We start from the raw sequence: 20,141 nt of genomic DNA, 5'->3' as shown, positions 1-20,141 counted from the left end.
GCCGAATTGATGTCACAGTCGATATGTTCACGTGACCGCGCCACCCGCGGTTCATCGACCTGCGAATCGCCGCAACCCACCTAAACTGAACGCTGTGGGCACACGTGCACCGCGCCGGACGACCATCGCTCTGGCGACCGCAGCCACCATTGCCTCGACGGGTTCGTTCTACGTCGGGGCACGGAACCTCTTGAGCGGCCAGGCGGCCAAGGCGCGCCGGGTGATCCCCAAATCGTGGGAGGTCCCGCCCCGCGCCGACGGCGTCTACAGCCCCGGTGGCGGACCCGTCGAGAAGTGGCACCGCGGGGTGCCGTTCGACCTCCATCTGATGATCTTCGGCGACTCCACCGCCACCGGATACGGCTGCCGCGTCGCCGATGAGGTGCCCGGCGTGCTGGTCGCCCGCGGGCTGGCGCAGCAGTCGGGCAAACGAATCCGGTTGTCCACCAAGGCAATCGTGGGGGCGACCTCGAAGGGCCTGTCCGGCCAGATCGACGCCATGTTCGTGGCCGGCCCACCACCGGACGCGGCGGTCATCATGATCGGCGCCAACGACATCACCGCCGTCAACGGCATCGGGCAGTCGGCCCGCCGGCTCGGCAACGCGGTGCAGCGGCTGCACGCCAGCGGCGCGGTCGTCGTCGTCGGCACGTGTCCGGACTTCGGCGCCATCGCCGCCATCCCGCAGCCCCTGCGCTTCGTGGCCCGCAACCGGGGCCTGCGGCTGGCGCGCGCGCAGGCCGGTCAGGTGCGTTCGTACGGCGGCGTGCCGGTGCCGTTCTCCGACCTGCTGGCACCCGATTTCCTCAAGGCGCCCGAGGTGCTCTTCTCGTCGGACATGTTCCATCCGTCGGCCGCCGGGTACTCGCTGGCCGCCCAGCAGTTGCTACCCGCGCTGTGTGAAGCGTTGGGCGAGTGGACAACTGACTCGCCGCCGGCATCCGCGCTGGTCTCCCGGACCGCGGACGTGACGAGCGTGCTGGCCCGGCTGGCCGGCATGGCACGCGTGTGGCGTCGCACAACAGGTGTACCCGCGCCGATCGTCGCTCCCGTCACGGGATAAATTCGCCGGGAAGCAATTTTTGGATCCTTAGGAGCCCGTCATGCCCGAAGCCGTCATCGTCTCTACCGCCCGCTCCCCCATCGGCCGTGCCGTCAAGGGCTCGCTGGCCACCATGCGGCCCGACGACCTCGCCGCGCAGATGGTGCGCGCGGCCCTGGACAAGGTCCCCGCGCTGGACCCGCGCGACGTCGCCGACCTGATGATGGGTTGCGGACAGCCCGGCGGTGAGGCCGCCTACAACATCGGCCGCGCCGTGGCCGTCGAGCTCGGCTACGACTTCATGCCGGGCACCACCGTCAACCGCTACTGCTCGTCGTCGCTGCAGACCACCCGCATGGCCTTCCACGCCATCAAGGCCGGCGAGGGTGACGTGTTCATCTCCGCCGGTGTCGAGACCGTGTCCCGCTTCGGCGTCGGCGCCGCCGACGGCGCCCCGAACAGCAAGAACTCGCTGTTCGACGAGGCTCAGGCCCGTACCGTCAAGCAGGCCGAGGGTGCCACCGAGTGGCACGACCCGCGCGAGGACGGCGTGCTGCCCGACGTCTACATCGCCATGGGCCAGACCGCCGAGAACGTCGTGCTGCACACCGGAATCAGCCGTGAGGACCAGGACCACTGGGGCGTGCGTTCGCAGAACAAGGCCGAGGAAGCCATCAACTCGGGCTTCTTCGAGCGCGAGATCGTCCCGGTCACCCTGCCCGACGGCACCGTCGTCTCCAAGGATGACGGCCCGCGCGCCGGCACCACCTACGAGAAGATCAGCCAGCTGCAGCCGGTGTTCCGCCCGAACGGCACCATCACCGCCGGTAACGCCTGCCCGCTGAACGACGGCGCCGCCGCCCTGGTGATCATGAGCGACGAGAAGGCCAAGGCCCTGGGCCTGACCCCGCTGGCTCGCATCGTCTCGACCGGTGTGTCGGGTCTGTCCCCGGAGATCATGGGCCTGGGCCCGATCGAGGCCGTCAAGCAGGCCCTCGGCCGCGCCAACATGGCCATCGGTGACGTCGACCTGTACGAGATCAACGAGGCCTTCGCCGTGCAGGTGCTGGGTTCGGCCCGTGCCCTGGGCATGGACGAGGACCGCCTGAACGTCTCCGGCGGCGCCATCGCCCTCGGCCACCCGTTCGGTATGACCGGCGCCCGCATCACCGCGACGCTGATCAACAACCTGCAGACCCACGACAAGCAGTTCGGCATCGAGACCATGTGTGTCGGTGGCGGCCAGGGTATGGCCATGATCATCGAGCGGCTCAGCTAGTTCGTTTCGGCCCGCTCAGGGCCCCGCGCGTTGACCCTGTACTGAGGGCGCAAAAGTTCGAGTGACTTGTGCCCCAGGTACAGGGTCAACGTGTTCCTGGGGAGTTTCTGGCGTTGACCCTGAATCCTTGGGCTAACTTGCGCGTCCGGCGCTGCGAAATGGCAGAAATACTGCAGGATTTCGTCGATACAGCGCCCGCGCCCACGCACGATTCATCCAGCCGCTGATCTCTGCACGACGATGACCGGCGGCCACTTTCACAATCGTCCACCCAAGGCCGGCGAGGTATTCATTTCGCGCGATGTCATAGCCGATCTGGGACGCGTGCTGCTCACCGTCGTACTCCACCGCCAACATCAATTCCTCCCATCCCATGTCCAAGTAGTACTTGGGCCTGCCGTTAGTGCCTGGCACCGGAATCTGGGTCCGCGGCCGCGGAAAACCTTCGTCCATCAGCAACAGCCTCAACCAGGTTTCTCTCGGGGATTGGGCACCAGCGTCATAGAGATCCAGGGCGCGCTCCAGTTGGCGCAGCCCGCGGGTGTGGTGGTGCCGGCTCGCCACCGCGCGAACGGCGTCGGCGGTGAAACTCGTCGCCGCACCGAGAGCGTCGAGTCGTGCAACGGCGTCGTTGAGATGGCCCCGGCGCCCGAGGTCGAATGCCGTACGGGCGGGCGCGGTCACCGAGATGCCCTCAATCTGACGAACCTCGCCCTCGAGGACCAGGTCGTCGCGGACGACGACGTTTTGCGGCGGACGGGTGTTCGCGTAGATGAGCTCGATGGGCGCGTCGTCAGGTACCCAGCGAGCGCCGTGCAGCGCGGCTGCAGCACTCCCTGCAATGAGGGCCCGGCGTCCAGACCACAACCATGCGGCCTTTGTCCGCTGCCGCAACGACGGGTCCGTCCGCTTGTCTACGTAGACGTTCGGCAGTATCGCCCGGTAGCGGCGACGAAGCTCGTAGCGGGTGAGCGCCCCCGTCTCGACAGCCTCGCTGCCGAGGAACGGCTCGGATTCGATGTGCATGCCGACACGGTCCGGCGACGGGCCGACATCAGAACCACGACAACGACAGCCAGCGCCGCGGTGTGTGGATCAACTGCGATCTGTGCACAACTCACGTTGAGCCTGAATACGCGGCGCGCCGGTGCGGGCAGATCGCGCCATGCGTACAGGGTCAAGGCCGCGACGGGCGATCGGGACGTTCACCCTGAATCTGCGGCGCAAGAGTGCGAGTACCGCGCGCCATCAGTACAGGATCAACCGCAGGCGGCGGCCGCCCCATAGACTTTCCGCCCAATGATCACCATCGGAACCCCTCTGTCACCCAGCGCGACCAAGGTCATGCTGCTCGGCTCCGGCGAACTCGGTCGCGAAGTACTGATCGCGTTGCAGCGCCTGGGCGTCGAGACCATCGCCGTCGACCGCTACCCGAACGCACCGGGACACCAGGTGGCCCACCACGCCCGGACCATCTCGATGACCGATCCCGACCAGCTCAAGGCACTGATCGAGGCCGAGAAACCGGACCTGGTGGTGCCCGAGATCGAGGCCATCGCGACGCCGGCGCTGCAGGAACTCGAGGATGCCGGTGTGGTGCGGGTGATCCCGACTGCCCGGGCCGCCCGCCTGACCATGGACCGCGAGGGCATCCGCCGACTGGCTGCTGAGGAGCTCGGGGTGCCGACCAGCCCCTACAAGTTCTGCGATTCGCTGGAGGAGCTGCAGGACGCCATTGGTGCCATCGGCTACCCCTGCGTGGTCAAACCCGTCATGAGCAGCTCGGGCAAGGGCCAAAGCAAACTCGACGGACCGGACGACGTCGCGAAGGCCTGGGAGTACGCGATGGGCGGGGCACGCGTCACCAATACCCGGATCATCGTCGAGGGCTTCGTCGACTTCGACTATGAGATCACGCTGTTGACGGTCCGCGCCCGAGGCGCTGACGGCGCCATCGTTACGAAGTTCTGCGAACCCATCGGGCACCGCCAGGTCGCCGGCGACTACGTGGAGAGCTGGCAGCCGCACCCGATGTCGGCCGCAGCCCTGGCCAATGCCCAGCAGATCGCGCACAAGGTCACCGACAACCTCGGCGGGCAGGGCGTTTTCGGTGTCGAATTGTTCGTCAAGGGCGACCAGGTGTGGTTCAGCGAAGTCAGCCCACGGCCGCACGACACCGGGATGACCACGATGATCACCCAGTGGCAGAACGAGTTCGAGCTGCACGCCCGCGCCATCCTCGGCCTGCCCGTGGACACCTCGCTGAAGAGCCCGGGGGCCAGCGCGGTGATCTACGGTGGCGTCGAGGCCGAGGGCATCGTCTTCGACGGCGTCGATGACGCCCTCCAGGTGCCGGGCACCGACCTTCGCCTGTTCGGCAAGCCGGAGAGCTTCCGGACCCGCCGGATGGGTGTGGCCCTGGCCCGGGCCGAGGATGTCGGCACCGCACGCCGCAACGCCGCCGAGGCCGCGAGCCGGGTCACGCCCCGCGCGGTCTGATCACGACGCGAAGAAGGGGCGCCCGCCGCAGCGGACGCCCCTTCTCTCGGAACAGAGCTAGTCGTTGTTGAAATAACTCAGCAGTCGCAGGATTTCGACGTACAGCCAGACCAGGGTGACGGTCAGGCCGAGGGCGACGCCCCACGCTGCCTTCTCCGGCGCACCGGCACGGATCATCTGATCCGCGGCGTCGAAGTCGACCAGGAAGCTGAATGCCGCCAGCGCGATGCAGACCAGCGAGAAGATGATCGCGATGGTGCCACCACTGCGCAGGCCCATGCCGGCGCCGCCGCCCACACCGAACATGCCTAGCACCAGGTTGCCGAGCATCAGGGCAAGGACACCGAACATGCCGGCGACGAGCATCCGGGTGAACTTCGGGGTGACACGGATGGCGCCGGTCTTGTAGACGACGAGCATGCCGAAGAACACACCGAAGGTGCCGAGGATGGCCTGGCCGATCAGGGCGCCGGCGTTGGCGCCGGACACCGCGAAGTTGGCCATCACGAACGAGAAGGCACCGAGGAACATGCCCTCGAGCACCGCGTAGGTGAGGACGATGGCCGGGTTGTCCTGCTTGCGGCCGAACGTGGCGATGAGCACCATCACCAGGCCGCCGAGGGCGCCGATCATGGCCAGCGGCCCGGCCAGCGCCAGGTTGGACATGATCACGAAGTACGAAACGACCGCGCTGACCGACAGCACCGCCAGCGTGATGCCGGTCTTGGTGACGACGTCGTCGATGGTCAGCGGGCGGGCGAAGCCGGCCTGCTGAGGTGGGTACTGGGTGTATGGCTGGGCCATGGTCTGCTGGGCACCGTATGCGGCGGCGCCACTACCGAATTGCGCGTAACCGCCCTGCGACTTGGGCAGGGAACGAAATATCGGGTTGCTGCTCTCGCGCACCGTCTGGGTTCCTCTCCTGAAGCTGTGGTCCGTCTGCTGACGAACACCCACACAACGTACGGCTTCGGGTGTTGGTTCCCGGCGAGACGGAGAAACTGGGAACTTACTGTGAAACGGTACCTGGTCGGCGTGGCCAGTGCGCAACGATCTAGATTGCTTACCGTGGCGGAAAACGAGGATATCCTAGTAAATGTCGAGAACGGCGTCGGCGTCGTCACGCTGAACCGGCCGAAGGCCATCAATTCGCTCAATCATGTGATGGTCACGGGCCTCGCCGACGCACTCAACGCCTGGGAGCACGACGACAGCGTGCGCGCGGTCCTGCTGACCGGCGCCGGCGAGCGCGGCCTGTGTGCAGGCGGTGACGTCATCGCGCTCTATCACAGCGCCAAGGCCGGAGACGACAACGCCAGGACCTTCTGGCACGACGAATACCTGCTCAACGCACACATCGGCCGTTACCCCAAGCCGTACGTCTCGCTGATGGACGGCATCGTGATGGGCGGCGGCGTCGGCGTCGGCGCCCACGGCAACATCCGCGTCGTCACCGAGAAGACCAAGCTCGGCATGCCCGAGGTCGGCATCGGCTTCATCCCCGACGTCGGCGGCACCTACCTGCTGTCGCGGGCGCCTGGACTGACCGGTCTGCACGCCGCGCTCACCGGTGCGCCGTTCTCCGGCGCGGACGCCATCGCGCTGGGATTCGCCGACCATTTCGTCCCGCAGGCCGACCTCGCCGCCTTCCGCGACCTGGTCATCAACTCCGGTCCGGACGCGGCACTGGCCAAGTACGCCGTCGAGCCACCCGCCAGTGAGCTGCTGGCGCAACGCCATTGGATCGACGAGTGCTATGCCGCCGACACCGTCGAGGCGATCTTGGCGAACCTGCGCGGCCATGCGGCCGCCGAAGCCAACGCCGCGGCCGACCTGATCGCCACCCGGTCGCCCATCGCGCTGACTGTCACACTGGAGGCCGTGCGCCGCGCCGCGAAACTACCGACCCTCGAAGACGCCCTCGTCCAGGAGTTCCGAGTCTCGATGGCGTCGCACAAGTCCCATGACTTCGTGGAGGGCATCCGTGCCCAGCTCGTCGACAAGGACCGCAACCCGCAGTGGTCGCCCGCTAGCCTGTCGGACTGCACCGCCGCCGACGTCGACGCCTACTTCGTCTCCGCCGACCCCGACCTGACTTTCTAGGAGCCCTCATGACTTTTGAAACCATCCTGGTCACCCGCGACGACCGGGTCGCCACCATCACCCTGAACCGGCCCAAGGCGCTCAACGCACTCAATAGCCAGGTGATGACCGAAGTCACCACGGCCGCAGCCGAACTCGATGCCGACCCGGGTATCGGCGCCATCATCGTCACCGGTAGCGAGAAGGCCTTCGCCGCGGGCGCCGACATCAAGGAGATGGCGAGCCTGACGTTCGCCGACGTGTTCTCACAGGACTTCTTCGCACTGTGGAACAAGTTCGCCGCGACCCGCACCCCCACCATCGCGGCCGTCGCCGGCTACGCGCTCGGTGGCGGTTGTGAACTGGCCATGATGTGCGACCTGCTGATCGCTGCCGACACCGCCAAATTCGGCCAGCCCGAGATCAAGCTGGGCGTGCTGCCCGGGATGGGTGGCAGCCAGCGCCTGACGCGCGCCGTCGGCAAGGCCAAGGCGATGGACCTGATCCTCACCGGCCGCAACATGGACGCCGAGGAAGCCGAGCGTTGCGGCCTGGTGTCGCGCGTCGTCCCGGTCGACAAGCTGCTCGAAGAGGCCAACGCGGTCGCCAAAACAATTGCCGGCATGTCTCTTTCGGCGTCGCGCATGGCCAAGGAGGCCGTCAACCGCGCCTTCGAGAGCACGCTCGCCGAAGGTCTGCTGTACGAGCGCCGGCTGTTCCACTCGGCCTTCGCCACCGACGACCAGACCGAGGGCATGGCGGCCTTCACGGAGAAGCGCGCGCCGAACTTCACGCATCGGTAAAGTCGAGCGGTGGCTGACACCGTTCACGACGCCGATCCTGCCGACGACGACGGCACCGCTGTCGCGGTCGCCGAGCCGTCGAGTGAAGAGTCGCTCGTAGCGAAACTGGAAGAGCCGCCATCAGATTGGTGGGTGCGCCACTACACGTTCTTCGGGACCGCGGTGGGTCTGGCCTTCGTCTGGCTGTCGATGACCCCGTCGCTGTTGCCGCGCGGCCCGCTGTTCCAGGGCATCGTCAGCGGTGCCGCCGGCGCGTGCGGCTACGGCCTCGGGGTGTTCAGCGTCTGGCTGGTGCGCTACATGCGATCAAAGGACAGCAGCCGCAAGGCGCCCCGCTGGGCCTGGCTGATCCTGATCGGGATCGGTGCCATCGGCCAGGTGCTCGCGATCATCTGGTTCCACGTCTGGCAGGACGAGGTCCGCGACATGATGGGCGTGTCCCGGATGACGTTCTGGGATCACCCACTCACCGCGGCCTATTCGATTCTCTTCCTGTTCGGCTTCGTCGAAATCGGCCAGCTGATCCGCAAATTGGTGCGGTTCCTGGTACGTCAGCTGGAGCGCATCGCCCCACCGCGGGTGTCCGGCGTGGTGGCGGTGCTGCTGATCATCGTGGTGGTCGTGGAAGTGTTCAACGGCGTCGGCGGCAGATATGCGATGTCCCATATCAACCAGACCTTCGCCTCGGCCAACGACGAGGACGCCCCCGACAACCTGCCTCCGACAACACCATTGCGCTCGGGTGGGCCGGGCTCTCTGACCACCTGGTCGTCGCTGGGCCGGCAGGGCCGCATCTTCGTAGGCAACGGACCGAGCGTCGAGGAACTGTCGAAGTTCAACGGCAGCAGGGCAATCGAGCCCATCCGCGCCTACGCCGGCCTGCACTCCGCGGACAGCATCAGGGCGACGGCCAAGCTGGCCGCCCAGGAACTCAAGCGCACCGGTGGACTCGAGCGCGCCGTCGTCGCCGTCGCCACCACCACGGGCACCGGCTGGATCAACGAAGCCGAGGCCGCATCGCTGGAGTACATGTACAACGGCAACACCGCGATCGTGTCGATGCAGTATTCGTTCCTGCCCAGCTGGATTTCGTTTCTCGTCGACAAAGCGAACGCGCAGGAGGCCGGCCAGGATCTCTTCGAAGAGGTCGACGCGCTGGTGCGGCAGATGCCCGAGGCCAAGCGGCCGAAGCTGGTGGTGTTCGGCGAGAGTCTGGGTTCGTTCGGCGCGGAGGCTCCGTTCCAGGCGCTCAACAATCTGGTGGCACGCACGAACGGCGCGTTGTTCTCGGGGCCGACCTTCAACAACCCCATCTGGACCCAGCTGACGCGCTACCGCGACGCCGGATCCCCGGAGAAGCTGCCGATCTACGACCACGGCCGCAACGCCCGATTCGCGTCGCGCCCTGAGGATTTGAACCGTCCGGCCGATGCTCCGTGGGATCACCCGCGGGTGGTCTACCTACAGCACGCGTCCGACCCCATCGCCTGGTGGAACCCCGATCTGCTGTTCGCCCGGCCGGACTGGCTGGACGAGCCGCGCGGCCGCGACGTCTCCCCGCGGATGGAGTGGATTCCCGTCGTGACGTTCCTGCAGGTGTCGGCCGACATGGCCGTCTCGGTCGACGTGCCGGACGGGCACGGCCACGTGTACGTCCGTGACGTCGCGAACGCGTGGGCCGCCGTACTGCAGCCTCCGAGATGGACTCCCGAGAAGACGGAGCGGTTGCGTCCCCTGCTACACCCAAGCGCCGGCACGTAGCAGCACCGAGGCCGCCGTCCCGCCCAGCAGGCCTTCGGCCACCAGCGCCCGGTAACCACCGATGACGTCGGTGGCCCGGTACAGCCCCAGATCCTGCAGTGCCGCGGCGGCCAGGCTCGAGGTGTAGCCCTGCGAGCACAGCACCACCCACTCGACGTCGTCGCCGGTCGCCTGCGGCAGGCGGGCGTCACTGGTCGGGTCGCAGCGCCATTCCAGGACGTTGCGTTCCACCACCAGTGCGCCGGGAAACTCGCCCTCGACGGCGCGCTGCGCGGCGGGCCTGATGTCCACGAGCACGGCGCCGCGATTCAGCGCTGCCGGGATTTCGGCGGCGGGCAGCCGAACCAGCCGCTCCCGGGCCGCGTGCAACATCTTGTCGACTTTGCTCAGCCCATTTCCCGTCGCTTCGCTCGCCCTGGCTACGTTTCCCGTCGCTTCGCTCGCCCTGGCCATTCAGTCCCCCTCGGGCTTGTCGGTGAGTTCGGTGTAGACGCGACGCAGCTTCTGGCTGTCGGTGACGTCGTAGTACGACATGGCGGTCAGCGGCGGCGAGTAGGCGTGCACGCTCAAGGTGGGATGCGACGCCGTCGGCTGCTCACCGCCTGCCCGCACCACGTCGTGGACCCATCCCAACGGGAACGCCGCCTGGTCACCTGCCGCCAAGGTGCGCTGGCGCAGCCGGCGGCCGTCCCAGCGGGTTTCCTCCAGGGCGCCGGACACCACGGTCAGGGCGCCCAGCGATCCGCCGTGGTCGTGCAGCTCGGTGCTGCGCTCGGGAACCCAGCTGATCAGCCAGAGGTCCAGTTCATCGTCGCCGTACAACCGGCGGTACCAGCGTTCTTCGAGCGGCAGGCCGTCGGCGGGCAACAGCCGGTCGTAGCGGCCACTCAAGACGTCGTCTGCGCACCGGTCGGTGGCGTGCAGCAAGTCGGCCAGACGCAATCGGGTCGGCGCCAGGGAATTGGGACGAGAAACAGAAAAATCTGTCAGGACGGACATGACGGAACTCCAATGCAGAAAACGAACGGTGGGCTAAGCCCTCACAAGGCCGGGCTCAAGCCCGACAACACTGCGTGTTCTGCACGTTCTGCACTGCCATGTTCCCCATGGTGGCGGGCTTACGGCCTGCGGGGAAGGGTTAGCGTCAGGGTGATCCTGAATTCAATCGGATCTAGATTGGCAATCATGCAGACCAACGTCACCCGGGCCGCGCTGCTCACCGCCACTGCCTTGACCGTGCTCACCGGCTGCGGTCAGGGCAAGCAGGCGGGAACCGCCCACACGCCGGCCGCCGAGGTGCCCACGCAGACGCAGGAACGCCCGGCACCGGGCGGCGTCGCCGTCTCTCCGGGCGGTGTGACGACTGCCGTCGACGTCCCTTCGGCGGCGACCGAGTCCGAGTTCGGCCAGGCCTGCCATGCCGCAAAACTGTGGATGGACGCTCAGCACGCTGATCCGGCGACGCTCGTCGAGCCCTATCTGAGCATCTTGCAACGGCCGCAAACACGTGATCCCGGTAACTTCAACACTCCGTGGACCGAGCTCACGGCAGCCCAACAGGCCGGCGTGATCATGGCCGCGACCAGCGCATCCAGGGGCGAATGCGGCTGATCACCGGCCTTCGCTGGGGATTCGCTGAGTCTGCGGCGGTGCCCTAAAATCGGTGCTGCTGCCGTCCGATCACACTGACGCATCCACGCGGGCCGCGGTGATAGCAAACTACCGACCGCCCGGATCCGACCGGCAGTCCCCACGTACCCGCGAGGCCCGCCGAGATGAACGCCATGACCGCATCCCCTCGGGGTCGCACCTGAGCACCTCCGAGCTCGAGCGCAGCGACTCCGCCCGCCACCGTCTTCCAGCCCGGCACCGCCGGAGCCGGCTGCAAAGCCTGCTCAGCACGCGGGTGGGCTGGGATACCGTCGGCCGCGTGGCGCTTGCGCTGGTCACCGCGATGGCCGTGGCTGCGACGGGTCTGGGCTGGTGGACGGTGCGCGGCGCGTTGCACGGCATCACCGTCAGCGACGCCCTCGGGGCGGACGCGCCCAAGTCCACCGGCGGCGCGATGAACATCCTGCTGATCGGCCTGGACTCCCGCAAAGACCAGCAGGGCAACGACCTGCCGCAGGCGCTGCTGGACAAGTTGCACGCCGGCGATTCGGACAACGGCGGCTACAACACCAACACGCTCATCCTGGCGCACATCTCCGCCGACAACCATGTCGTCGCGTTCTCCATCCCGCGTGACGACTACGTGCGGGTGACGGGCATCCCCGGGTACGACCACATCAAGATCAAAGAGGCGTACGGCCTGACCAAGGCCAACGCCATGCAGCACCTCATGGACAAGGGCGTCACCGACCAGGCCGAGCTGGAGCGCAAGAGCCGCGAGGCCGGACGCGCCGCGACGCTGGCCGCGGTCCGCAACCTGACCGGTGCGCCCATCGACTACTTCGCCGAGGTGAACCTCGCGGGCTTCTACGACATCGCCGAGAGCCTCGGCGGCATCGAGATCTGCCTGAACCACCCCGTGTACGACGACTACTCAGGCGCCGATTTCCCGGCCGGCCGGCAGACGCTCGACGCCTCGCAGGCCGTCGCGTTCGTGCGGCAGCGCCATGGCTTGGACAACGGCGACCTGGACCGCACCCACCGCCAGCAAGCGTTCCTGATCTCGGTGATGCACCAGCTCCAGCAGGACGGGTCGTTCAGCGATCTCGACAAGCTGAACCAACTGATCGGCGTCGCGCAGAAGGACGTCGTGCTCTCGGCCGGATGGGGCCAGGAACAGTTCAAGCGCATGGGCGAAATCGCCGGCGGCGCCAACGTCCAATACCGGACCCTGCCGGTGGTCCGGTACGACACCATCGACGGCCAGGACGTGAACATCGTCGACCCCATGGCCGTCAAGACCGAGGTCGCCAAGGCCTTCGGCCTCAAGCCGCCGCCGGGAGCGACGACCACCTCGACGCGCAGCACGTCCACCGAGCCGTCCACGCTGGACAAGGCCGCAGACACGACAGGCAACACGGGCACCACGACCAAGCCATCCAAGACGGCAGTCATCGACGTCATCAACGGTTCCGACGTCACGGGCCTCGGCCGGCAGATGTCGCAGATCCTGGCCGATCTCGACTACAACATGGGCCAGACCCGAAGCTCGCAGGACGGCGACCTGAGTTCGACCGCCGTCGACTTCGGCGCCGGCGCGGACGCCGAGGCCAAGCGCCTGGCAGAGCTGCTGGGCATCGACGCAGTCCGGCCCGACCCAGCGGTTCCTGCCGGCCGCATCCACATCACGCTGGGTCCGGGCTACCAGGTGCCCGACACCCTGGACAGCGTGTCCATGGCCGCGGCCAAGTCGTCCAACTACGACACGACGCTGCCGACGCCGGAGTCCGGCCCGCCGGTGCGGGCCAACGGCGGGATCCCCTGCGTCAACTGACGCGCTTCAACGCAGTACGGTCGGCGCTCACCCAAAGCGCTTATATCTGCTAATCAAATTGGGCACCGCAAGAACGCCGCGGCGCTATTAGTTTGATTAGTCCAACGAATTAATTTGAGGCGCTGCAGAGCCACGAAATCGGGCACCACCGCCATTTTCAGAACACAAAGCACAACTAACAAATATGTTCGTCGACCAGGCAAAACGTCGCAAAAGCGATGAGGTCAGCTAACGAATGCGACCAATTTCCCAACTACTGGCCAGTAATTGTGCTTTGCCTCACATAATGGTGCACACTATGGGTTGTCTCACTCATTGTCGAAGGGATGAGCTCAATGGTTGCTCCTCAGCACGTACCGGTCGCTCGGGCCCACAGTGGCGCGGTCAACGGGCGCCGGGTGCTCTTCATGGGCATCCTCCTGCTGCTCATCGCGGTCGCCGCCGTCAGCGGCATCCTCTTCGCCATGAGCAGCGGACAGCCGCAGGTGGCCCTGATCATCGGCCTCATCTCGGCGGCGTTCTTCTCTCGCATCCGCTGCTGACGCCATCTCGTCTCGCCACAGCCTGATCCGCACGCCAAAATAGGGCCATGCGGGTCGCACTGGTCCTTGGCAGCGGCGGCGCCCGAGGTTACGCACACATCGGAGTCATCGACGCGTTGCGCGAGCGCGGATTCGACATCGTCGGTATCTCCGGTTCGTCCATGGGCGCCCTCGTGGGCGCGCTGCAAGCCGCCGACAAACTCGACGAATTCACCACGTGGGCAAGCGGCCTCACCCAGAGCGCGGTGCTCCGCCTTCTCGATCCGTCCCTGACTGCCGCCGGAGTGCTCCGGGCGGAGAAGATTCTGGCGACCGTCCGCGAGATCATCGGCCCGCGGAACATCGAGAGCCTGCCGATCCCGTACACCGCCGTCTCGACCGACCTCATCGCCGGAAAATCGGTCTGGCTGCAGCGCGGCCCCATCGACGCCGCGATCCGGGCCTCCATCGCCATCCCCGGCGTCATCGCTCCACACCTCGTGGACGGCCGACTGCTGGCCGACGGCGGCATCCTCGACCCGCTGCCCATGGCACCGCTCGCGGCGGTCAACGCCGACCTGACCATCGCGGTCAGCCTCAACGCCAGCGACCCCGCTCGCCCGGCGGACTCGCCCAGTGCGACAGCAGAGCTCTTGGCCCGGATGCGCCGCAGCACAACCTCTTTGATCGACCGGGCCGCGGCGAGCACCCTACTCGACGGCCCGACGGCACGCTCGGTGCTCACCCGCTTCAGCAACGCGGTCGACAGCATCGACCACGTGGCCGACCCCGACGTCGACACCGAAGAAGACAACCCCGTGCCGCGACTCGGCGGGTTCGAAGTCATGAATCGCACCATCGAGATCTCGCAGGCCGCGTTGATGCGGCACACCCTCGCGGCGTACCCGCCCGATCTGCTGATCGAGGTGCCGCGCACGGTGTGCCGCAGCCTGGAGTTCTATCGCGCCGAAGAAGTCATCGAGATCGGACACGAATTAGCCTGCGCCGCAATTGATTCCCTCAATCTCGGCGGTTAGGCAAGGAACGCGGCCACCTCGGCTGCCACGCGGCGGCCCTGCACCCGACCGGCCTGCGCCGACGGAATGCGGCAGGCCGGATCCAGCGGATCGGCGCCGAAGGCGGCGATGGACTCGGCGTCGGCGTAGATGGCACAGGCGCTGCCCGCGAAACTTCTGACGTCCGCGCCGGGGCCCGGCCCGAACGGTGACGGCGAGTCCGCGAGCGCCGGGACCAAGACGATCGCGGCGTCACAATCACCGACCGCGATCATGTTGACGCTGCTGCCCATGCCACCGTCCATGAACCGTCGACCGTCGATGGTCACCACCGGCCAGGCCCCGGGTACCGCGCAGCTGGCCTCGACGGCGTCGACCAGGGAAACTCCCGATTCGCGGGTGAACACCACCAACTCGCCGGTGTCGATGTCGACGCCGGTGATGCGCAGGTCATGGTCGGGCCACTCGTGCGACGGCAGCCGACGTTCGATGACGTTGCGGCGCACGGCGGGGTCGACGGTTTCCGCGGCGGCCGCCGCTTTCCCGAGACGCTGCAACTGCTCGGCGCCGCTGCCGGTGCCCTGCGACATCGCGTCCACGAACAACTCCATGACGCCGTCGATCTTGATACTGGGGCTGATCTCCGCCGATTCGGCGGCGATCTGGCGTTCGAACAGCTCACCGATGCTCAGCGCACTACCCAGCTGCGCACCGACCGCCGAGCCCGCCGAGGTGCCCAGCACCACGTCGGCATTGCGGACCGCCGCCGCGATCTCGGGGGCTTCGTCGGCAATTCCCTGCAGGACGCCGGTCTCCCAGGCAATGCCGGCAATGCCGCCACCTGCCAGCACCAGTGCACGCTTGGTCATTAGTTCATCTAACATGATGCGCCGTGCGCCGAGGGAACGTCATCCCACCAGGAGGTCGGAAAGATGCTCCAGCGACCGGCCGGCGTAGCCCTTCCACAACTTGCCGAACACCGGCAGCAGCGGAGCGGTCAGCGAGCTGCGCGGGTGCAGGGTCCAGCGCCAGGTGATCTTCGTGCTGGGATGCTGCCCGCCGGAAACGTCCTGGAACATCCACATCCCTTGCACGCCACTCACCAGCGGCGCCAGCGGCCCGGTGATGTCGGACAGGGTGTAGCCGAACGAGTGCGGCTCGTCGTACGAGGTCAGGGTCTCGGCCATGCTGCCGCCACCGGTCAGCAGGATGGTCCGGGTCTGCCCCACCGCGTCCCAGATGCCGGTCTGGTCGCGCACGGCCTTGATCGGCGGGATGGGTCCGTACCAGCGACAGAACAGCTCATTCAGGGGAATCGGGGCGGTGCCGCTGAACGCCTCGGCCACCGGGACGGGAACTATTCGTGATTGCTCGACCACCACTGCCTGCGCCATGATTGCGATCGTAACCATCGAAGCTGACCACTGGAGTGTCATGACCTCAACGATGCGGGCCCAACGGTTCTACGCCGACACCAAAAAGGTTGTCGTGGAGGACGTTCCGATTCCAGAACCAGGCCCGGGCGAGGTGCTGGTCAAGGTCGCGTACTGCGGCATCTGCCACTCCGACCTCAGCCTCATCAACGGCACGTTCCCGGCACAGCTCCCGGTGGTCACCCAGGGCCACGAGACCTCGGGCACCATCGCCAAGCTGGGACCGGGCGTCACCGGCTGGGCTGAGGGCGACCGTGTCGTCGTCGCCGCCGGCAAGCCGTGCATGGAGTGCGTGAACTGTCTGCGCGGCGACATGTCGAACTGCCTGCGGATCCGGCTCATGGCATTCGCGTACGACGGCGGCTGGGCCGAGTACACCGTGGCGCAGGCCTTCGGGCTGACCCGGGTGCCCGACAACGTGCCGCTGGAGCAGGCCGCGATCCTTGCCGACGCGGTGTCCACGCCGTTCGGCGCCGTCGTCCGGACCGGCCACGTGGGCATCGGTGAATCCGTCGGCGTGTGGGGCGTCGGAGGACTCGGGACGCACATCGTGCAGTTGGCCCGGCTGGTCGGCGCGGCACCGATCATCGCGGTCGACGTCAACCCGGCGGTGCTGGAGCGCGCACTGGAGGTCGGTGCCGACTACGCGTTCGACGCGCGTGACCCGGAGTTGGCGGCGCAGATCGCGCAGGCGACCGGCGGGCGGATGCTCGACGTCGCGTTCGACGCCGTCGGCAGGGGGTCGACATTCGATCAGGCGCTGGCATCACTGACCGTGGGTGGCCGGTTGGTCGGGGTCGGGATGAGCGCCGACGCCCCGACGATCGGCCCGACGTCGTTCTTCAACCTGAGCAAGAAGCAGGTGCTGGGACATCTGGGCTACCAGAACGCCGACATCGGCACCCTGGCCACGCTGGTGTCCCGCGGCCGTCTGGACCTCACCCGCTCGATCAGCGAGATCGTCCCGCTGGAGGACATCGCCGAAGGAATCGCGAAACTCGAGCGGGCCGAAGGCAATCCGATCCGGATACTCGTGCAGCCCTAGCCGAGGGCACCTTCCGCGAGCGTGCGGGTCTGTACCCCGACACGCCGCTTTCGGCAGGCCATCTGCGCACACTCGCAGCCGGCGAGCGCGACGTTATTGCTCGTCAGCGGAGCCTGGGCGTCGCCTTCGCGCTGAAGAACGGAAGGTCCAGATAGGTGGCGATACCCGGTTCCGCGGCACACACCGCCGGCACGGAGTTGACGCAGTGGGCGGCGGTGGCGACGACGCCGGGTTCGGGTCCGTCCTCTCCGACCAGTCCCTGAAAGCCCTTGATCGACACGGTGAAGTCCGGATTGCCCTTGACCTCCATCTCGTAGCGTTGCCCTTCGGGGCCGAAATCCCATGCGGGGTCCAGGTTTTCCTCACCCATGAACCAGTTGACGGTGACGCGGACGACGACCTCGTCGCCGACGACCGCCTCCCAGTGAAACTTGCGAGCCGCCACCTGGCCGGGCTGGATCGGCCCCAGCGGTGAGTCGATCGGCGCGGAGGCCACCGCAACCTCTTGGCGGGCGCGGATTTTCGGGTCGGCATTGAATCCGAACTCGTCGACGCACATCCGGACGGCCTGGATGAAGCCGCTGTCCAGTAGCTTCTGCATCGGGCCGGTCAGCGCCTTGTCCGGCGTCTCGCCGAACCCCATCACGTGCCGCAGCACGTCCGGTGCTTCATAGGTCCGCAGATCCGAGAACTCTTCGGCCCGAACGAAAGTCACGCCGGTGGACATCACCGAGAACAGCAGTGGGAACTTCTCGCTGATGCCGCCGGGTGCGATGCCGGTGCCGTGCAGCGTGGCTCCGCCGGCCAGCGCGGCTTCGCGCATCGGCGCGCCCTGCTTCTCGCTCGGATACACCCAGCCGACCGGCGTCACCACGTTCTTGCCGGACCGCAGCAGCGCGGCGACCTCGTCGGGGTTCGGCAGCAGCGGGGCGTAGATGACGGCATCGGCATCCAGGTCGAGGATGTCCTGGACGTTGTTGGTGGCGGTGACGCCCAGCCGCTCACCGCCGATGATGTCACCAACGTCCTTGCCGTTCTTGGCTTCCGAGTGCACCCAACAGCCGACGAGTTCCAGGTCCGGATGTTCCAGCACGCCTTTGATCGCAGCGACGCCGACTCCGCCGGTTGCCCACTGCACGACCCGCAACGCCATGAAACCTCCCGAGCACCGCCAGAACTAGAACGCGTTCTAGGTTGTATACCACCGGCTCGGCGCCGGAGACCAGACCTTTGGGGTCTTGACTAAAAGCGCCGCGCGTGACTGAACTACAGGTAGTAACGAAAGGAACCCCATGGCCAAGAATCGTGTGTTCGTCGTCGGTGTCGGCATGACCAAGTTCGAGAAGCCCGGCAGTCGCGAAGGCTGGGACTACCCGCAGATGGCAAACGAGTCGGGCAACAAGGCCCTCGCCGACGCCGGCATCTCGTACGACCAGGTTGAGCAGGGCTACGTCGGTTACTGCTCCGGCGATTCGACCTCCGGCCAGCGCGCCCTGTACGAGCTCGGCATGACGGGCATCCCGATCGTCAACGTCAACAACAACTGTTCGACGGGTTCGACCGCGCTTTACCTTGCCGCGCAAGCGATCCGCGGCGGCCTCGCCGACTGCACCATGGCGCTGGGCTTCGAGAAGATGCAGCCGGGGTCTCTCGGTGGTGGCGCACAGGACCGCGAATCGCCGCTGGGCCGGCACGTCAAGGCCCTGGCCGAGATCGACGAGTTCGCCTTCCCGGTGGCGCCGTGGATGTTCGGCGCGGCCGGCCGTGAGCACATGAAGAAACATGGAAGCACTCCGGAACATTTCGCAAAGATCGGCTACAAAAACCACAAGCATTCGGTCAACAACCCGTACGCCCAGTTCCAGGACGAGTACACCCTCGACGACATCTTGTCGGCAAAGATGATCTCCGACCCGCTGACCAAGCTGCAGTGCTCCCCCACCTCCGACGGGTCGGGCGCGGCGATCGTGGCCAGCGAGGCGTTCGTCGACAAGCACGGGCTGGCCTCTCAGGCCGTCGAGATCGTCGGGCAGGCCATGACCACCGACTTCGCCTCGACCTTCAACGGCAGCGCCGCCAACATCATCGGCTATGACATGAATGTCCAAGCCGCCCAGAAGGTTTACGACCAGTCGGGCCTGGGCCCCGAGGACTTCCAGGTCATCGAGCTGCATGACTGCTTCTCCGCCAACGAGCTCCTGCTGTACGAAGCCCTGGGCCTGTGCGGCGAGGGTGAAGCGCCGCGGCTGATCGACAACAACGACACCACCTACGGCGGTCGCTGGGTGGTCAACCCGTCGGGCGGGCTGATCTCCAAGGGCCACCCGCTCGGCGCGACGGGCCTGGCCCAGTGTTCCGAACTGACCTGGCAGCTGCGCGGCACCGCCGACAAGCGCCAGGTCGACGGCGTCAACGCTGCCCTGCAGCACAACATCGGACTGGGCGGCGCCGCCGTCGTGACGGCCTACCAGCGCGCCGAACGGTAGTCACCGCCCCCTCGAAACGGCATTCCAGCAGGCCAGTTCTCGAACTTTCCCTGCCGGGATGCCGTTTCGGGTGGTCAGGGGGTGAACATGGCGTCCACCAGGCGGCGCAGCACCTGCCTGGTCTCGCGCCGGGCCTTCTTCGGGTCTTCGGACGTGGCGATGAGCATGGCCGCCTCGTCGAGCGCGCCGATCAACACGTGCGCCAGAGATCGCACCGGCTGACGAGCCAGCTGGCCGGCCTTGATGGCCTCGCTGAGCAGCTGCTCTGTCATACCCAGGCTGTAGCGCTGGGCCACATCGCGGAAGCCCGCCCAGCCGAGCACGCTCGGGGCGTCCAGCAGGACCAGCTGCCGGACCTCCGGGTCACCGGAGACCTCTAGCCACGCGTCGACCGCGGCCCGGATGGCATCTGCCGGTGACGTCGCACCCGATGAAGCCACCATCGCCGCCATCCGGTCCATCACGTCCTGCTCCACCACCTCCACCACAGACAGGAAAAGCGCCGCCTTGTCGGCGAATTGGTGATACATCGCGCCCCGGGTGACCCCGGCCGTCGTCGCGATCTCGGGGGTACCCACTTCTGCGTAACCACGCTCGCCCCACAACCGCCGCGCAGCGACGATCAGCGCCTCGCGGGTAGCCGCGGAGCGCTCCTCCTGAGTACGCCTCTTGTTTTCCATACACCCTGTTGGTAAGTTGCGGACAGCCTGTTTGTAAATACGTGTCGAG

At 66.9% G+C, this 20,141-nt stretch carries 20 protein-coding genes; 12 read left to right on the top strand and 8 right to left on the bottom strand.

Annotated elements, in window-relative coordinates; translation table 11 throughout:
- Window positions 1-94 precede the first annotated feature (94 nt).
- Window positions 95-1,063: an SGNH/GDSL hydrolase family protein gene (locus AC3WTE_RS05175; protein WP_492436150.1), complete on the top strand. Its 969-nt coding sequence runs from the start codon at window positions 95-97 to the stop codon at window positions 1,061-1,063.
- A 40-nt stretch (window positions 1,064-1,103) separates the two neighbouring features.
- A complete protein-coding gene (locus AC3WTE_RS05170; protein WP_492436149.1) occupies window positions 1,104-2,321 on the top strand; it encodes an acetyl-CoA C-acetyltransferase in 1,218 nt (405 codons plus the stop codon).
- 132 nt (window positions 2,322-2,453) lie between these two features.
- Here the strand turns inward: AC3WTE_RS05170 and AC3WTE_RS05165 are convergent, their stop codons facing one another.
- Entirely contained in the window at window positions 2,454-3,347 is an 894-nt protein-coding gene (locus AC3WTE_RS05165) for an endonuclease domain-containing protein (protein ID WP_492436148.1), read from the bottom strand.
- A gap of 273 nt (window positions 3,348-3,620) precedes the next feature.
- Between AC3WTE_RS05165 and purT the strand changes: the two genes are divergently transcribed.
- On the top strand, window positions 3,621-4,820 hold the full coding sequence (gene purT, locus AC3WTE_RS05160; RefSeq protein WP_492436147.1) for a formate-dependent phosphoribosylglycinamide formyltransferase: 1,200 nt from the start codon (window positions 3,621-3,623) through the stop codon (window positions 4,818-4,820).
- 57 nt (window positions 4,821-4,877) lie between these two features.
- Here purT and AC3WTE_RS05155 read toward each other — a convergent pair whose 3' ends face one another.
- Window positions 4,878-5,726: a Bax inhibitor-1/YccA family protein gene (locus tag AC3WTE_RS05155; RefSeq protein ID WP_459368507.1), complete on the bottom strand. Its 849-nt coding sequence runs from the start codon at window positions 5,724-5,726 to the stop codon at window positions 4,878-4,880.
- A gap of 162 nt (window positions 5,727-5,888) precedes the next feature.
- Here AC3WTE_RS05155 and AC3WTE_RS05150 point away from each other — a divergent pair, with 162 nt between their 5' ends.
- From AC3WTE_RS05150 to AC3WTE_RS05140, 3 genes are read left to right on the top strand one after another with little or no spacing between them, the layout of a single operon-like run.
- On the top strand, window positions 5,889-6,923 hold the full coding sequence (locus AC3WTE_RS05150; protein WP_492436145.1) for an enoyl-CoA hydratase/isomerase family protein: 1,035 nt from the start codon (window positions 5,889-5,891) through the stop codon (window positions 6,921-6,923).
- 8 nt (window positions 6,924-6,931) lie between these two features.
- Window positions 6,932-7,705, top strand: a complete 774-nt coding sequence (locus tag AC3WTE_RS05145; protein WP_492436143.1) for an enoyl-CoA hydratase — start codon at window positions 6,932-6,934, stop codon at window positions 7,703-7,705.
- A 9-nt stretch (window positions 7,706-7,714) separates the two neighbouring features.
- Complete coding sequence (locus AC3WTE_RS05140; RefSeq protein ID WP_492436141.1) at window positions 7,715-9,466, top strand: alpha/beta hydrolase; 1,752 nt, start codon at window positions 7,715-7,717, stop codon at window positions 9,464-9,466.
- On the opposite strand, the gene AC3WTE_RS05135 is transcribed toward AC3WTE_RS05140, so the two are convergent.
- Together AC3WTE_RS05135 and AC3WTE_RS05130 are read right to left on the bottom strand one after the other, a co-directional pair.
- Complete coding sequence (locus tag AC3WTE_RS05135; RefSeq protein WP_492436308.1) at window positions 9,443-9,856, bottom strand: rhodanese-like domain-containing protein; 414 nt, start codon at window positions 9,854-9,856, stop codon at window positions 9,443-9,445. The two genes, AC3WTE_RS05140 and AC3WTE_RS05135, sit on opposite strands and share 24 nt — an antisense overlap.
- A gap of 63 nt (window positions 9,857-9,919) precedes the next feature.
- Window positions 9,920-10,465, bottom strand: a complete 546-nt coding sequence (locus tag AC3WTE_RS05130) for a cysteine dioxygenase (protein WP_492436139.1) — start codon at window positions 10,463-10,465, stop codon at window positions 9,920-9,922.
- 186 nt (window positions 10,466-10,651) lie between these two features.
- Here AC3WTE_RS05130 and AC3WTE_RS05125 point away from each other — a divergent pair, with 186 nt between their 5' ends.
- From AC3WTE_RS05125 to AC3WTE_RS05110, 4 genes are all read left to right on the top strand, one after another.
- Window positions 10,652-11,077: a lipoprotein LpqV gene (locus tag AC3WTE_RS05125; RefSeq protein WP_492436138.1), complete on the top strand. Its 426-nt coding sequence runs from the start codon at window positions 10,652-10,654 to the stop codon at window positions 11,075-11,077.
- Between the two features lie 343 nt (window positions 11,078-11,420).
- Window positions 11,421-12,911 carry an LCP family protein gene (locus AC3WTE_RS05120; protein WP_492436306.1) on the top strand — a complete coding sequence of 497 codons (1,491 nt, stop codon included), beginning with the start codon at window positions 11,421-11,423 and terminating at the stop codon, window positions 12,909-12,911.
- 326 nt (window positions 12,912-13,237) lie between these two features.
- Window positions 13,238-13,453 (top strand): hypothetical protein, encoded by a 216-nt coding sequence (locus tag AC3WTE_RS05115; protein ID WP_492436136.1) that lies wholly within the window; start codon window positions 13,238-13,240, stop codon window positions 13,451-13,453.
- A gap of 47 nt (window positions 13,454-13,500) precedes the next feature.
- A complete protein-coding gene (locus tag AC3WTE_RS05110; protein WP_492436134.1) occupies window positions 13,501-14,469 on the top strand; it encodes a patatin-like phospholipase family protein in 969 nt (322 codons plus the stop codon).
- On the opposite strand, the gene AC3WTE_RS05105 is transcribed toward AC3WTE_RS05110, so the two are convergent.
- Together AC3WTE_RS05105 and AC3WTE_RS05100 are read right to left on the bottom strand one after the other, a co-directional pair.
- Complete coding sequence (locus AC3WTE_RS05105) at window positions 14,466-15,317, bottom strand: patatin-like phospholipase family protein (protein WP_492436132.1); 852 nt, start codon at window positions 15,315-15,317, stop codon at window positions 14,466-14,468. The genes AC3WTE_RS05110 and AC3WTE_RS05105 overlap by 4 nt on opposite strands.
- Before the next feature lie 39 nt (window positions 15,318-15,356).
- Window positions 15,357-15,842, bottom strand: a complete 486-nt coding sequence (locus AC3WTE_RS05100) for an SRPBCC family protein (RefSeq protein WP_492436131.1) — start codon at window positions 15,840-15,842, stop codon at window positions 15,357-15,359.
- Window positions 15,843-15,882: 40 nt separating this feature from the next.
- Between AC3WTE_RS05100 and AC3WTE_RS05095 the strand changes: the two genes are divergently transcribed.
- Window positions 15,883-16,926: a zinc-binding dehydrogenase gene (locus tag AC3WTE_RS05095; protein WP_492436304.1), complete on the top strand. Its 1,044-nt coding sequence runs from the start codon at window positions 15,883-15,885 to the stop codon at window positions 16,924-16,926.
- 103 nt (window positions 16,927-17,029) lie between these two features.
- Here AC3WTE_RS05095 and AC3WTE_RS05090 read toward each other — a convergent pair whose 3' ends face one another.
- A complete protein-coding gene (locus AC3WTE_RS05090; protein ID WP_492436129.1) occupies window positions 17,030-18,079 on the bottom strand; it encodes an NAD(P)H-dependent amine dehydrogenase family protein in 1,050 nt (349 codons plus the stop codon).
- Between the two features lie 139 nt (window positions 18,080-18,218).
- Here AC3WTE_RS05090 and AC3WTE_RS05085 point away from each other — a divergent pair, with 139 nt between their 5' ends.
- The gene (locus AC3WTE_RS05085; protein WP_492436127.1) at window positions 18,219-19,412 is read left to right on the top strand and encodes a lipid-transfer protein; all 1,194 of its coding nucleotides are present in this window, start codon (window positions 18,219-18,221) and stop codon (window positions 19,410-19,412) included.
- Window positions 19,413-19,486: 74 nt separating this feature from the next.
- Here AC3WTE_RS05085 and AC3WTE_RS05080 read toward each other — a convergent pair whose 3' ends face one another.
- Window positions 19,487-20,092, bottom strand: a complete 606-nt coding sequence (locus AC3WTE_RS05080; RefSeq protein WP_492436125.1) for a TetR/AcrR family transcriptional regulator — start codon at window positions 20,090-20,092, stop codon at window positions 19,487-19,489.
- Window positions 20,093-20,141 lie beyond the last annotated feature (49 nt).

The sequence above is a fragment of the Mycobacterium sp. FW102-FHT13B02 genome, assembly GCF_058790275.1.
Note: the sequence above shows the minus strand (reverse complement) of the source record. Positions and strands in the feature narration are given on the sequence as shown.

Coding starts and splice junctions, on each gene's coding strand:
- purT (WP_492436147.1), top strand. CDS start 3,621: ATGATCACCATCGGAACCCCTCTGTCACCCAGCGCGACCAAGGTCATG.
- AC3WTE_RS05120 (WP_492436306.1), top strand. CDS start 11,421: ATGGCCGTGGCTGCGACGGGTCTGGGCTGGTGGACGGTGCGCGGCGCG.
- AC3WTE_RS05100 (WP_492436131.1), bottom strand. CDS start 15,842: ATGGCGCAGGCAGTGGTGGTCGAGCAATCACGAATAGTTCCCGTCCCG.
- AC3WTE_RS05130 (WP_492436139.1), bottom strand. CDS start 10,465: ATGTCCGTCCTGACAGATTTTTCTGTTTCTCGTCCCAATTCCCTGGCG.
- AC3WTE_RS05125 (WP_492436138.1), top strand. CDS start 10,652: ATGCAGACCAACGTCACCCGGGCCGCGCTGCTCACCGCCACTGCCTTG.
- AC3WTE_RS05080 (WP_492436125.1), bottom strand. CDS start 20,092: ATGGAAAACAAGAGGCGTACTCAGGAGGAGCGCTCCGCGGCTACCCGC.
- AC3WTE_RS05105 (WP_492436132.1), bottom strand. CDS start 15,317: ATGACCAAGCGTGCACTGGTGCTGGCAGGTGGCGGCATTGCCGGCATT.
- AC3WTE_RS05095 (WP_492436304.1), top strand. CDS start 15,883: ATGACCTCAACGATGCGGGCCCAACGGTTCTACGCCGACACCAAAAAG.
- AC3WTE_RS05165 (WP_492436148.1), bottom strand. CDS start 3,347: ATGCACATCGAATCCGAGCCGTTCCTCGGCAGCGAGGCTGTCGAGACG.
- AC3WTE_RS05110 (WP_492436134.1), top strand. CDS start 13,501: ATGCGGGTCGCACTGGTCCTTGGCAGCGGCGGCGCCCGAGGTTACGCA.
- AC3WTE_RS05115 (WP_492436136.1), top strand. CDS start 13,238: ATGAGCTCAATGGTTGCTCCTCAGCACGTACCGGTCGCTCGGGCCCAC.
- AC3WTE_RS05170 (WP_492436149.1), top strand. CDS start 1,104: ATGCCCGAAGCCGTCATCGTCTCTACCGCCCGCTCCCCCATCGGCCGT.
- AC3WTE_RS05145 (WP_492436143.1), top strand. CDS start 6,932: ATGACTTTTGAAACCATCCTGGTCACCCGCGACGACCGGGTCGCCACC.
- AC3WTE_RS05085 (WP_492436127.1), top strand. CDS start 18,219: ATGGCCAAGAATCGTGTGTTCGTCGTCGGTGTCGGCATGACCAAGTTC.
- AC3WTE_RS05090 (WP_492436129.1), bottom strand. CDS start 18,079: ATGGCGTTGCGGGTCGTGCAGTGGGCAACCGGCGGAGTCGGCGTCGCT.